The sequence below is a fragment of the [Flexibacter] sp. ATCC 35208 genome (assembly GCF_001975825.1).
In the GTDB taxonomy this organism is placed as follows: domain Bacteria; phylum Bacteroidota; class Bacteroidia; order Chitinophagales; family Chitinophagaceae; genus Chitinophaga.
On the sequence record NZ_MTKN01000033.1, the window covers coordinates 16,160 to 30,355 of the forward strand.

Genomic DNA, 14,196 nt, shown 5'->3' on the forward strand with positions numbered 1-14,196 from the left:
TAAATTATTTAATACTTTATATTTGTTTTTTTTGTTGAAAAACAAATTTGTATCCTATTTTTGCCCGGGACGATTGAGACACATAAAATCGAAACAATGTATTATTAAGAAAAACGTCGGCTATTGTAAAACGCTACTAAATTTTAACCAAACGTGAAGAACCTACCTATTGTCAGGCTACTGATATGTGCCTGTCTGTTATTAACTGCATCTGTGTATCCCTATGTATCCAAAGCCCAGGGAGACCAGACTGCGATCACTGTAAAACTAGGCACTAGCCAAACTACAGGTGCCTGGCTGCATTTACCGGATGATTACAACAGTACATCGACCAGTTATCCTCTTATAATTTTCCTGCATGGCGTAGGAGAGGGGGGAACTGATGTCAACGCTGTATTAGCGCATGGTGTACCAAAGATGATTGCAAACGGTGCAAAGATGCAGTATACAGTCAATGGAAAGTTGTTTAAATTTATCGTGGTATCTCCGCAAATCACCAATGGATGGGCAAGTGAGACCATGGTGCAAAGTGTACTGAATGATATTAAATCAAAGTACAGAGTAGATGCATCCCGTATTTACCTGACCGGGTTAAGTGCCGGTGGTTATGGTGTATTAAATTACATCGCGTCTGGAACAACCTATTCAGATAACCTGGCTGCTATCGTACCCGTGTCTTCAGCAGCAATTGATGCAAATAAATTTGCAGGACTATGTAATGTCGCCAGCAGCAAACTTGCTGTATGGATGCTATGTGGCACCAGCGACAGCTTTATTGGCAACCAACGTGATTACATCGCTGATATGAAGGCGTGTAGTCCATCTATCACTCCTATTGCTACCGAATACAGCGGTGGTACACACAGCGATAATGTTTGGGACAAAGCATATGATCCCAACCACACTTACCAGAATCCTAACATTTACGAATGGATGTTGCAGTACAGCCGCAACACCGCATCTTCTACCATATCCCCTCCTGTAGCCGCCTTAGCATCTTCCAGCCTGACCATAACCTTACCAACCAATAGTACTACTTTAGATGGTTCCACTTCTACCGGTACCATCACTACATATGCATGGACGCAAACCTCAGGTCCCTCTACAGCGACACTGAGCAGCACCAGCACTGCAAAGATTACTGCCAGCAACCTCGTTGCCGGCACTTATGTGTTTAAACTAACTGTATCAAATTCTGCAGGAAGTAGTTCACAAACTGTAACAGTAGTGGTGAATCCAGCCACTCCCGTAGCAGCTGTAGCAGCATCCAGCATTACGCTGACACTGCCTACGAATTCTACTACTTTAGACGGTTCTTCTTCTACCGGTACCATCACCAGTTATACATGGGCACAAACTTCGGGTCCTTCTACTGCTACACTGAGCAGTACCAGCACTGCAAAGATCACTGCCAGCAACCTGATAGCTGGCACCTATGTGTTTACACTGACCGTAAAGAACACTACAGGTAGTAGCAGCAAAACAGTGACGGTAGTAGTGAATGCCGCTACCACTGCCGCTCCGGTGGCAGCAGTGGCTTCTGCTTCCCTGAGCATTACATTACCTACCAACAGCACTGCTTTAGACGGTTCTTCTTCTACCGGTACCATCACCAGTTATACATGGGCACAAACTTCAGGTCCTTCTACTGCTACACTGAGCAGCACCAGCACTGCGAAGATCACTGCCAGCAACCTGATAGCTGGCACCTATGTGTTTACACTGACCGTGAAGAACACTACAGGTAGCAGCAGCAAAACAGTCACCGTAACCGTAAATGCCGCTACCGGTGGCAAGACCGCCTGCGCCAGTTGCAAGTTCCTCATTACACCAGGTACGGATGGCGGTGCATATATTAATGGTAACAACCTGGGTGTTCAACCAGGTGATACTGTATGTATCCAGTCAGGTAGTTACGACTACATCCAGTTCTTCAACATCACCGGTACCACTGCCAAACCAATTGTATTCATCAACTGCGGTGGCCAGGTAAAAATAGGGAATGGTGGTAGCTATGGTTTTGTATTCAACAATGCCAAGTATTTCAAAGTAACGGGTACAGGTAGTTCTGACACCTACGGTTTTAGTGTAGACGGTGTGAGCAAGAAACTGAACGTAGGTCTTGGTATCAGCAAGGGATGTACCGATTATGAAGCGGATCACTTTGAAATCACCGGCTCTGAAGTAGGGGTGATGGCAAAAGTAAACCCAGATTGCGATGTCAACAACCAGTATCCAACTTTCTCTATCAGAAATGTAAAACTGCATGATTTTTATATACACGATGTAACCGGTGAAGGTATGTATATTGGTAACACTGCGCCCAATGGAGAAACGTCCACCTGCAACGGTGTATCTACCACCTTATTACCTCCACGCATTTATAACCTGAAAATTTACAACGTCATCACCGCCAATACCGGTTGGGATGGTATCCAGGTAGCTTCCGCACCTGAGAATGTAGAGATCTATAATAATAAGGTATCTAACTACGGTGTTGAAAATAAAGGTAGCCAGCAGGCGGGTATCATCCTTGGTGGTGAGTCCAACGGTAAGGTGTACAACAACACGGTGATCAAAGGTACCGGTAACGGTATTGAAATATTCGGTACGGGTCTGAGCTACGTTTACAACAACATTCTCAGCGATTGTGGTATAGATGGTACCAGCACAGGTCAGGATGCGATCTTCATCGACGACCGCCCTACCAAACAGAACTACACACCACTGCAGGTGTATGTGATGAACAACACCATCGTCAACTCAGGCAGAGATGCGATCCGTATGCAGAATACAAATGGTACCGATGGTACCGGCAACCTGTTTGTCAACAACCTTGCGGTAAAACCTGGTTCTCTGGCTTCGAGAGGAGCACGCGCATACCTGACTATTCAATCCGGTATATCATACACATCTGCAAATGGACTGAACTATCCGGATGCTGCGACTGTGAAGTTTGTAGATGCGGCTAATAAGAATTTCCACCTGGCAGCGGGTTCTCCTGCCATCGATCAGGGGAAGGATCTAAGCGCTTATTTCAAAATTGATATAGATGGCAACGCCCGCCCACAAGGCAGCGCATACGATGTAGGTGCCGATGAATATGCATCCGGTACTGCAGCAAACGTAGCGCCTACTGCCAGTGCAGGTGCTGACCAGGCCATTACTTTGCCCGTTACAACTGTTACACTTAATGGTACCGGATCTACTGATAGTGACGGTACCATTAAAACTTACAAATGGGTTCAGACTTCCGGTCCGGTAACTGCCACTTTCAGCAGTGCGGCCATTGCCTCGCCTGTATTGACAAAACTCACTGCTGCAGGTACCTATGTATTTACACTGACTGTGACGGATGATGATGGCGCTACCGCTTCGGATGCTGTCACCATTACAGTGAATGCTGCGAATGTAGCACCTACTGCCAACGCCGGTACAGATCAGACCATCACCCTGCCTACGACCACTGTTACCCTGAATGGTACAGGTTCCAAAGACACTGATGGTTCTATCAAAACTTACAAATGGGTACAGCCCTCAGGACCTGTCACTGCTACAATCAGCAATACAGCTATTGCGTCGCCGGTGATCACTAACCTGAAAACTGCGGGTACTTATGTATTCACCCTGACTGTTACTGATGATGATGGTGCGACAGCTACTGACAATGTAACCATTACGGTAAAGGCTGCGAATGTTGCACCCACTGCCAATGCAGGTGCTGATCAGACCATTCAATTGCCTATTGCAACTGTAACGCTGAATGGTACTGGCTCTAAAGATAGCGATGGTACGATCAGTACTTATAAATGGGTACAGACATCTGGTCCGGCTACGGCCACTATCAGCAGTGCAACCATTGCTTCTCCTGTGATTACTAACCTGTCTACTGCAGGCACCTATGTATTCACACTAACGGTGACAGATAATGGCGGCGCGACTGCTACTGACCAGGTAACCATTACTGTAACTGCCGCTGCCGTGAATAAAGCGCCTACAGCCAATGCCGGTGCTGACCAGACCATTACTCTGCCTACTGCTACTGTAACATTGAATGGTACAGGTTCTACTGACAGCGATGGTACAATCAATGCATACAAATGGGTACAGGCTTCCGGCCCTGTGACGGCGACACTGAGCAGCGCTACTATTGCTTCTCCGGTGGTAACAAAACTGACTACAGCAGGTAGCTATGTGTTCACATTGACGGTTACTGATGATGATGGCGCCACTGCTACTGACAATGTAACCATTACGGTAAAGGCAGCGACTGTTTCTACACCTGCTGCTAATAAAGCACCTGTAGCGAATGCGGGTAGCGATATCACCATCACCATGCCTAGGAACAACACCACCGTAGATGGTTCGGGTTCTACTGACAGTGATGGCACAATCGTATCTTACAAATGGACACAGGTATCAGGACCGGCTACGGCATCTGTACCGTCTTCTACTGCTGCGAAGACAGATATCAATCAGCTCTCTTATGTGGGTACTTATGTATTCAGACTCACAGTGACTGATGATGATGGGGCAACTGCTACCGATGATATCAATGTAATTGTGAAAGCTGCCAGCAACAATAGCCTTGTGGCCAATGCGGGCGCAGATCAGACCATCACCCTGCCAACGGTGAATACCGTGACACTGACGGGTGCCGGATCTACTACTACAAATTATATCTCTTCTTATAAATGGGAATTGGTGAGTGGAACTGCTGGTTCGGCGACCATTCTGAATCCTGCTTCTGAAACACCGGTAATTACATTCTCACAGGCAGGCACTTATGTTTTTCGTCTTACCGTGACAGACACATATGGCGCTACCTCCACCGACGAAGTATCGGTGTATGTGAATGGCAAGACTGCGGCTGTGGATGACAGCGAAGTCACGATACAGGTATATCCTAATCCTGCCAGTACCTCTCTCAACCTGAAGCTGGTGGTGAAAGAGGCGGCCAATCTTATTGTAAGAATATTTAACAGCAACGGGTATATTAAGGGTACTTATTATATGGGTACCACGAATACCGTGATGAAAACCTTTGATGTAAGTGGTTTAGCAAACGGGCTGTATATTCTTGAAATAACGGATGGTAATTCGATGAAACTAACCAGTAAGTTTATAAAAGTTAATTGAATGAGAAAAGGCCTGCGGTGTACCGCAGGCCTTTTTTATCACTTTTTGTATTGCAACATCCACTCATAAATACTCATACCATACTGTTTATTCTTAGGATCATACAGTGCTTTCCATGTATGATGTGCAAATCCATCCAATATTGTTAGCTTAGCCAGATTTGGCTTATGAGAGTTCGTACTATCCTTATACCGTTCACACTCCTCCAGAAAATGCGGTTCATCTGTCCCTGCCATGTACCAGGTGGCGATATTCGCATCTGCAACCAGCTTAAAACGTTTCATATTCGCTACATCAATCGTCGCTACCGACATGGGTACTGCTGCTGCAATACGATTAGACAGCTTCGCATTATCCGTCATTGCCATCACCGTCGCCCAGCCACCTGCACTGTAACCAGTGAGGTATATCCTGGAACGATCTACTCTGTAATGTTTCTCTATATCGTCCAGCAGGCGTTTGATTTCTGCTGGTTTCAGTCCCCAACTAGGCGCTTGTGGCGCAACAACAATGAATTTATACAGTTTACCATCAACGGGATTTACAGCTTCTATTTTCTCCCCATTATTGATCCAGTAAGGAATGCCTTCAAGATATAACTTAGACAGGTCATGTCCTGATTTGCTTTTTCCATGCAGAAAAACGATCAGCGGGTATTCTTTTTTGGACTTATTATAATCGTCCGGGAGCTGCAGCAATGCCCCTATTTTATTCCAGGGATTTACCGGAATAAGTATACTGTCCATTCGGTGCTGCGCATATGTGTTCACTGTTTGTATGCACATTACGAACAAAAGTGCAACAATTGTAGTGGTACTTTTTACCATGACAAAAAATTATTTTAAATGAATGAGCCCGGGTTACTGGGCAATAACAGTCTCCAGCTTCACACCGATCAGCTCTTCGATTTCCAGCTTTACATTAGCCAGGTCTCTTTCCAGATTCAGCTTCTTGGTTCTGTCATTGTTATACTGCTGTGATGCGGAGGTATATGATTCGTAAGAAATGCTACCTGCAGCCAGTTTGCTTTCTGCCTGTGTGAATGCTGCAAAATCATCTTCAGTGATTTCGTTCTGCATTGCCAGCAATTGTTTGTTCATCAGGTAGTCGTGGTATTTGGACAATACCATTGCTTTGATCTGTCTTTTGGCTGATTCTTCCTGCGCAGAAGCAATGTTTACATTCGACCTGGCTACTTTTACATCAGCGCCTTTACCAACCAGTGAACCCAATGGTACATTCACACCCACGTTCCAGAGCGGATAGTACACCTGTGCACGATAGTCGCCGGAGTTTTTGAAGCGCCCCAGTGTTACATCATTGAAGTTTGCACTGAGGGTTACATAATTCAGCCAGTTACCCTTTGCTTTGTTGAGCTCATATTCTGCTCTTTGTTTTTCGTATACTCTAACTTTTAGATCTGGATTCTCGTACGCGAGTTGTACCAGTTTTTCCTGGATGTCTTCTGCTGATACATCTTTGGAAGGGGTAGAAGGCAATGTCTTGTTTTGTGCGCTCACTGTGAGAGCTGTAGAGAGGAAAATTAAAAGGACGCTGATGTGCTGTTTCATGTTATTATAGTTTTTGCTTGGTCTGAATTTTTATGAGAAAGTGTTTCGAAATCTTTCATTTTTACGATGATGGCCATGGCGCTATAAAAGAAGAATGCGCCGGGTATCTGCCCGATGGCCACCTGTGCATAGTGCGCGATGATGTAGGCATATAACCCTGTCACAATGGCTACATAGAGCGCCCTGACCTCCCGGGTCCTGGCCTGATAATATCCTTTTACGCCTACGAGGAGGGTGACAAAGAATAGCGTCATTGTGATTATTAGCCCGATCCAGCCCGTTTCGAGTGCTGTTCGGAGGTAACCGCTGTCCGGTGGAAAACCTGCCAGCGGATGGCCTGGATTGTACTGTATACCTAATACCCCGGAAGTGGCTACCCCCCCCCCGATAGGATGCCGCAGTATATAAGGTTGTATGTGATGCCTGTTTTCATCCCTCACGTTCATCGATTCATCATCTTTGAGGTGAAAGGACGTACGTATACGGTTCACTGTATTATTGCCGGAAAATGGTCCGAACATGAGCACCACGATAAACATAAAGAACCCTGCCATGAACAGCAATGTTCTACGGTTTGTGATGGTCATCAGAAAATAGATAGCCAGACCACCGGGTATCATAAAGTAAGCCGTACGCGTACCGGAAAAGGCCATGCCCAGGCACATAATGATAATGCCCACTATGAGCCAGTTACGTTGCTTTGGCTTTTGTGTGGTCATGGCCAGTACAATGGCAAATACCACGCTGCACGCCATCAATATACCATAAGCAGTAGGGTCGGAGAGGAAGGAGAACTTCCTGATCTCACCACCCTGGAAGTACAGTCTGTAACGCACCGGATCACTTACTACCCAGTGCTCTTCAAAGCCCAGTAACCCAAACCATTCCTGGAAACAGCCATAGGCACCACTCAGTACGGACAGGAATAACCAGAGTTTGAGATAATCTTTTACATCTTTGACACTGTTGAAAGTGAACAGGCCGATAAAATAGATCATCACGAAGTTGACAAACTTGCGCACGGTAAATATCCACCCCGATACTGAATACATAGAGGGGTTGAACAATTCGATGAGCAGAAATCCCAGGTACATGATGTACATGTAAGAAACAGGATTCTTCATATACTGCCAGATGCGCTGCTTATGAATCGTCTTTTTATAATAAGCGCCGATGAAGGTCACCGCTGTCAGTACATCGACAGCCACACCCATGGGGAGGGTATCGTCAGACATGCGCTTAATGTAAAACATAAAGAAACCCACTACCGTAGTAATCAGAAACCCCAGATGGGTATTGAACAGACAGATCAGTGTGACCATGCCTCCTATTAAGCCTGCTGCGATGATCATACCTATGCGGTAATCTACGTAGCCCACCAGCAGGCTGATGCCGATGGCTACTACTAACACAGCGGCAAAGGCCAGGGGCTTGTGCAGTAAACCGGACCCTCGCAGAGGTGCTGCTCCTGTGATGAGTGATGGTCGCATATCTTAGAAGAATAAAACTTTTAATGCCAGAAATAACAACGTGAAGCCAATGAATAGTGTCACGGTGATCTCTAATAACCGATCGTCTGAAAACCTGTTATCTTTCATGCTTCTACGTTTTGAGTTTGTTCAAGGTATGCCCCCATTAATGCAATACACTGTTCCCAGGTATGTGAAAATGCAAAGGCTTTTCTTGCTTCCTGCAGTTCGGTGTTATCACCCTCCTGCAGGGCGGTGTCGATGTTTATGATGTAGTCATCTGCTGTCTTGCAGAGATATACATAAGGTGCAAAGATTTGCATCGCTACCGTATCTGTTGCTACCACCGGTTTGCCCAGTGCCAGGTACTCGTCTATCTTACGGGGATAGTTACCAATGGTCATCTCATTGAGCTCCTGTGGATTGATACATACATCAAAAGTGCTGAGCCATGATGGAAGTTCCCCTCCATGACGGGCACCCATGAAGTGTACGTTCTTCAACTGATGCAGTGAACTGTTACGGAATGCCTCGTCTTCAGGACCAACCAGTATCAGTGTCCATTCAGGACGTTGTGTAGCAATCTGTTCCAGCAATGAGATGTTGAGCCGGGATTTGATCAATGCACCTACATACCCGATCACAGGGCTTTTGAAATCTTTGAACGGCGGATATTCTTCTTTCGTCCAACCGAAGTCACAACCCTGTCCGATATCAAAAGATGCTTTGTTATACTTTGCACCATACGCTGCGAGGTAAGCTGAATTGGCAGCGACCATCGTAGCTTTCTGCATGAGCAATGGTTCCAGTCTTACGCCATGCTTTTTGAAATATGGCTGACTGGTCAGGTTATCCCTGATATAGTAGATCGTTTCCTTTACACCTTCCAGCAATTCAGGCAGGTACTGTGCACGGAAAAAATCATTATCGATAAACAACAACGCATCGTTAAATCCAAGTCGCTTAGCTGCCTGGTTGATTTCGCGGGCGAGTCTTTTATTGTTGACTAAGTTGATCCTGTCAAAGATCGATGGCACGGGAATCCAGTTGATAGATTCCAATACGGTACGTGGATCCAGGGTCCAGAGCGAAGCAGAGACAGGCTTCAGATCGTTGGTGTCGCCACGGAGGCTTGCTTTTCTGGTCAGCACCATTTCGTCGTCGCTGGATCGGATGGCAGAGATCCTGTCCAGTGCCCTGTTTACGTACAATACACGGTTGTATTGTGACAGTTCCTGCGCCATGTTCTTACAGTTACTCCCGATCTTAATATCCCAGGGCTGTAAGCCTACTACGATTATATCCCTGTTCCTGATCATCTGGCTTTCCATTTTAGTAAATAACGTTGCTGTACCACGGAGATCGCTTCCGGGTAGAATTGCAGCATATATTTCCCCACATTGAGCAAGCTGGTATTGAGCTTACGGTACAGTATGGTCTGCGTGATAATGAAGCAGATACCATATGAGGTCATGGTACCATAAGCAGCGCCCATCAGTCCCATCTGCCGGGTATAGAACATGCAGATGAATATATTACAGATAGCCGTTACAGTGATTACATAAAAATTCAGTTTGGGCAGGCCAATTGAATCCATAATAGTGCCAAACTGCTTGATGAAGGGCAGAAACAGGCCATAAAATATAGTTATCTGCAAAATAGGTACCGCTTCCATATATCCCTGACCTGCGATGATGCCGATCACCAGCCTGGGTAACAATACAATAGCAAGGCTGGCGGGTACTGCGATTGCGAGAATTGTACCTACAGCTCTTTCATAATAGTACTTCACCATTTCGATGTTACCGTCTTCCATCATCTTCGCCGTCTTAGGAAATAAAATATCACCTAAGACCTGCGAAGGCACATCTACCAGATTGGATATACGCAAACATACATTGTACAAGGCAACTGATGGGGTTCCTAAAAAAGAAGATATAATAAATGTATCCGTATTACGGAACAAAGAAGAACTCACGTTCGTACCAAACACCCATCTACCAAAGGTCCAAAGCCTGGTGAACCATTCCTTATGATACTTAATCTGACGGGTCACAAAGTTCCGGGCAAAGTAGCCGGATACGATGGTGCCACATACCAAACCTGCATCGAAGTAGAGGATGAGGTGGGTAAGGGTAATATTATGATCTATCAGTAAATGCGCGACGATCAAAATAAAACTTGTACCCTGACGACTTAAATATCCCCAGAAAATGCCCCTGAAGTCAGCATTGGCATTCTGTACCCATTCAAAATGAGAGAAGGGAACTAACAACAATAAACCGGGCAGGAACAGGTACATCACCATCGCCAATGGGGGGGCCTGCAATAGCTTGCTCACGGGAATGATAAAGGCCGCGATCAGGATACCGATCAGGACTGTGATCACAATATTGAGGTACAGAGCAGCAGACTGTATATGGGGGTGTTCTTCCGTAGCGTGACCATTGATGTATTTGATCACAGCGTTTTTAATCAGACTTTGTCTTATGATCTCGATAATACCGGTATATACGAGAAAGAGGTTCCATACGCCCATGTCAGACTTGGTCAGTGAGCGGGTTAATACCAGCACACTGCCGATCCCGAACAGGAGTACGGCGATTTTCTGTAATCCGCTGTAGATGCCGGATTTCAGCCAGTAGGTGTATTTTGGGTTGCTCATTTTTTAGCTTAATTTAAGTTCCATGGGCTTTTCCAGGCTATACAGCCACCATGCACCTGCGCGCATAGCTGCCTTGTATAGCAGGATGGGGATCACAACGGCAAAGCATAAACAGATCACTAACAACACTGGCAGGTAGGTGATGTGAAACACTTTTACCAGGCACATACGCACTGCAGATGCGACCAACACATGAGAAACGTAAATGTAAAGTGAATGGAATCCTGCTACCCGCAGCAGCTTTACACTGCCATAGCGCTGTAAAAGGAATGATATATTGATCATAAATGCACAACCCACGAGCGCGATGAGCGCAAATAATAAAGGTTGATGTTCTTCTACAAAAAGATTGTACTTCATCTCTGAATTCGTCATCAGGAAGTAATACTGGCCTGCGGCAAAGAAGGGCAGGAGGGCGGCAAACAATCCCCAGCTGCCATACAGGGGATACTTAGTGCTATCCAATATCTGATCCGCAACGAGTTCGCCGATGGCGAAGAAGATATAGAAGTGACAGATGTCGTAAATAAAGCCGAGATCAATATGATGTACGGAGACATAACTGCTGTACATATAAGCAGCCAAACCGATCACCAGCTGGTGCCAGATCTTCAGCCGCAGTTTTTCTTTCGTGAGTATATACAACACTGTTACATTGAATAATGCATAGAGGTACCAGAACTGATCGATGCGGCGGGGGTATATAAAAATATACCCGTAATCCGCCCAACCCCTGTCTGCATTCACCAGTCCACTCAGACAGATTTGAATGGTGATCTGCAATGCGGACCATAAGAGATATGGATACAGCAGGATGTTGAATTTATTAACGATCAGGCTCTTCATCCCTCTCTTTGCCAGACTTTTACCAATGAACACACCAGACAGGATGAAGAACAGGGGCATACGGAAACTGTAGAAAATGATGTTTGCATTTTCCAGCCACTTAAACTGTGAAGCCTCCACACCTGAGCGGCTAATGCCCTCAAAGATATGACGGTACAGTACCAGTATGATGGCAATGCCCCGCGCGTAATCTATCCACGCCAGCCTGTTGCCGGGTTTCACTGTGCTCATTATAGATCTATATTTTCGGGTTCAACAAAGTTCAATATTGCACCACTGAACTTACCATTCAGACTTTGCAGGAAAGAAATAGTCTCCCTATCTGTCTGGTTCACACCTGATCTTGCAGATACGACGGTAATGATGGTATCGGCATACTGCATCAGTTCTTTACTATCTGCACGCTCATTCAACGCAGCACCTTCCAGCAGGATGTAATCATATTCCCTGGTAAGTGCACCCAGGTATTCCAGCAGGTTGCCCGGTTTCAGTATTTCAGCAGGCGTATATTCGCCACCTTCACAACCAATGATAAATACATTGGGCATGGTGGTAGGAGAGATAAGGTCTGCGATCTGTCCGGAATTAAATTCATTAGAATTAAAACTCTCCAACACGGGCTTCGCTTCAAATTCCTGTGTCAGTGAATTATGTGGAAACTGTGTATCAATAATCAATACTCTCTTATGACTCAGACTTAAGCTATATGCCAGTGCTTTCAGAATAGTAGATTTACCTTCGCCCGGTTTCCCACTGGTAAGCAGGAAGATCTTCTTACCACTGTGCTCCATTTCAAAACGCAGTTTACGCAGGAGTTCCCGGAAAGCAGCCGTATCATGTTGTTTAAGGGTTGGATCGGTAAAGATCTCTTCCAGTGGTGTTTTCTTCAGGTTGATCCTGTTTACTACACCCAGTAGTTTCAGTTCAAGAATACGCAGGAACTGGGTCGGAGTCTTGATGCTCACATCAATATATTCCAGGAAGATGATGAGGATACAGCAGAACACCGCTACGGCCATACCAGCCATTGCGACAATAATGATACGTTTGGAAGGCTCAGGTTCAACCGCAGGCTGACCATACAGGATCTGGTGGAAGTTATCCATCGGTGCGATCTTGTTGTTCACCGCTGCATCGTAACGGGATTTGATGCTTTCATATTCCTGTTGTGCCAGTTCTACTTCTTTCTGCAGCGCAAGGTTGTTTGCACCTCTTGACGCAGCAGCGCCCATAGTGCCATTCAGCTGTCTGATCTTTTGTTCGTAAAAAGCAATGTTTTGTTGGGTAGATCTTACCTGCAGGTCCAGGTCGCTTTTCTTCTGTTGCAGGTCTGCCCTGGTGGTACCCGGGCTGGCGGCACTGGGAGCTGCAGAAGCAATAGCCATCAGTTTGGAAGAATAATCGTTTCTCGCCTTTTTGTATTTGTTATACAGTTCCGGATCGCTCCCGCCTTTGCTCTGGTATTCATTAGAGGCATCATTCATTTTTTCACGCAGGGTGGCCAGCTCTGAATTAGAGCTATTGGTAGATGCTGCATTTTGTGTGCTGGTGCTTTCCATTTCAGACAGGCGCTGGGTCACCTGCTGGCTGGCCAGTTGTGCACTGTTCAGGATTGCCTTTTCATCAGCGAGTCTGCTTTCGAAGTTGGAGATCTGTTCCAGTGTGTTGGAACTTTCCACAGTGGCATCGAGGGTACCCATTGTTTTGATGTTACCAATCTTGCCATCCAGTTCCTCACGCTTCTGGTCTACCAGTTTCTTCAGCGTTTCGATGTTCTGAACAGTTTGCTGGTTACGGCTGGATTCATAGTTGCGCATGAATTCAGTTACGACCTGGTTCACGATATAAGCACTCAGCTCCGGATTGATAGAGCGATACTGAATATCGATATAGTCCGTTCTTTGTACCCGACCTACGTACAATACATTGCGCATTGTTTCGAGATCGTATTTATATATCATCATCAGTTCCTGGATGTCCCTTTCCTGGGGATCGAAAGAACTGAGCAATTTCTCTTCGTTGTATTTTTTGTTGAGGATTTCTATTGCCTTCTGTCTATTCAGTTTACGATAGACAGGGTTTTTACGATCCTCTACAGAGGGTACCCTGTAGGGTTTGTCAGGGTTTTCCAGGTCATGCAGCATGAGGCTATAACCGGTCATGCCTAATACACGGGGTGACTTGATGGCCTCGACAGCGTTGTTGAATTTTACATCAATTTCATACACGTTGAAGCTTTCATCTTTAAGTTTTACCTGGTCACTCATGGTGTACCCGGTAGCAATTTGGGAAACAGACTTGTACAGTTTTTCCTGGTTGAGGGTTAACAAAAAAGCCGCCAGCACCGCTATAAAAGTGCTGATGATGATTAACCATTTTCTCCTCAGTAGTGATTTGAATAAATAAATCAAATCCATATCGGCGTATTCTTTAAAGTGTAAAAAAATCTAATCTAAAATGACCGAAAAAATCCGGCTTACACCGGACTTTTTCGGTAACAAATAAG

Annotated in this window: 8 protein-coding genes; 1 reads left to right on the plus strand and 7 read right to left on the minus strand. The window is 45.6% G+C overall.

Annotated elements, in window-relative coordinates:
• Positions 1 to 153: 153 nt before the first annotated feature.
• Complete coding sequence (locus tag BW716_RS20320; protein ID WP_083725371.1) at positions 154 to 5,139, plus strand: PKD domain-containing protein; 4,986 nt, start codon at positions 154 to 156, stop codon at positions 5,137 to 5,139.
• Positions 5,140 to 5,177: 38 nt separating this feature from the next.
• On the opposite strand, the gene BW716_RS20325 is transcribed toward BW716_RS20320, so the two are convergent.
• From BW716_RS20325 to BW716_RS20355, 7 genes are all read right to left on the minus strand, one after another.
• A complete protein-coding gene (locus BW716_RS20325; protein ID WP_179091199.1) occupies positions 5,178 to 5,885 on the minus strand; it encodes a prolyl oligopeptidase family serine peptidase in 708 nt (235 codons plus the stop codon).
• Between the two features lie 114 nt (positions 5,886 to 5,999).
• Positions 6,000 to 6,710, minus strand: a complete 711-nt coding sequence (locus BW716_RS20330; RefSeq protein WP_083725375.1) for a TolC family protein — start codon at positions 6,708 to 6,710, stop codon at positions 6,000 to 6,002.
• Positions 6,707 to 8,200 carry an O-antigen ligase gene (locus BW716_RS20335; protein ID WP_083725377.1) on the minus strand — a complete coding sequence of 498 codons (1,494 nt, stop codon included), beginning with the start codon at positions 8,198 to 8,200 and terminating at the stop codon, positions 6,707 to 6,709. The genes BW716_RS20330 and BW716_RS20335 overlap by 4 nt, the downstream gene beginning before the upstream one ends.
• Positions 8,201 to 8,304: 104 nt before the next feature.
• Complete coding sequence (locus BW716_RS20340; RefSeq protein WP_083725459.1) at positions 8,305 to 9,498, minus strand: glycosyltransferase; 1,194 nt, start codon at positions 9,496 to 9,498, stop codon at positions 8,305 to 8,307.
• Positions 9,495 to 10,844 (minus strand): flippase, encoded by a 1,350-nt coding sequence (locus BW716_RS20345; protein WP_083725379.1) that lies wholly within the window; start codon positions 10,842 to 10,844, stop codon positions 9,495 to 9,497. The genes BW716_RS20340 and BW716_RS20345 overlap by 4 nt, the downstream gene beginning before the upstream one ends.
• Before the next feature lie 3 nt (positions 10,845 to 10,847).
• Entirely contained in the window at positions 10,848 to 11,921 is a 1,074-nt protein-coding gene (locus BW716_RS20350; RefSeq protein WP_083725381.1) for an acyltransferase, read from the minus strand.
• Entirely contained in the window at positions 11,921 to 14,107 is a 2,187-nt protein-coding gene (locus BW716_RS20355; RefSeq protein WP_083725383.1) for a Wzz/FepE/Etk N-terminal domain-containing protein, read from the minus strand. The genes BW716_RS20350 and BW716_RS20355 overlap by 1 nt, the downstream gene beginning before the upstream one ends.
• Positions 14,108 to 14,196 lie beyond the last annotated feature (89 nt).

Bases quoted from the DNA above. Each gene is read 5' to 3' on its own strand.
- BW716_RS20335 (WP_083725377.1), bottom strand. From the start codon at position 8,200: ATGCGACCATCACTCATCACAGGAGCAGCACCTCTGCGAGGGTCCGGT.
- BW716_RS20350 (WP_083725381.1), bottom strand. From the start codon at position 11,921: ATGAGCACAGTGAAACCCGGCAACAGGCTGGCGTGGATAGATTACGCG.
- BW716_RS20355 (WP_083725383.1), bottom strand. From the start codon at position 14,107: ATGGATTTGATTTATTTATTCAAATCACTACTGAGGAGAAAATGGTTA.
- BW716_RS20330 (WP_083725375.1), bottom strand. From the start codon at position 6,710: ATGAAACAGCACATCAGCGTCCTTTTAATTTTCCTCTCTACAGCTCTC.
- BW716_RS20325 (WP_179091199.1), bottom strand. From the start codon at position 5,885: ATGGACAGTATACTTATTCCGGTAAATCCCTGGAATAAAATAGGGGCA.
- BW716_RS20340 (WP_083725459.1), bottom strand. From the start codon at position 9,498: ATGATCAGGAACAGGGATATAATCGTAGTAGGCTTACAGCCCTGGGAT.
- BW716_RS20345 (WP_083725379.1), bottom strand. From the start codon at position 10,844: ATGAGCAACCCAAAATACACCTACTGGCTGAAATCCGGCATCTACAGC.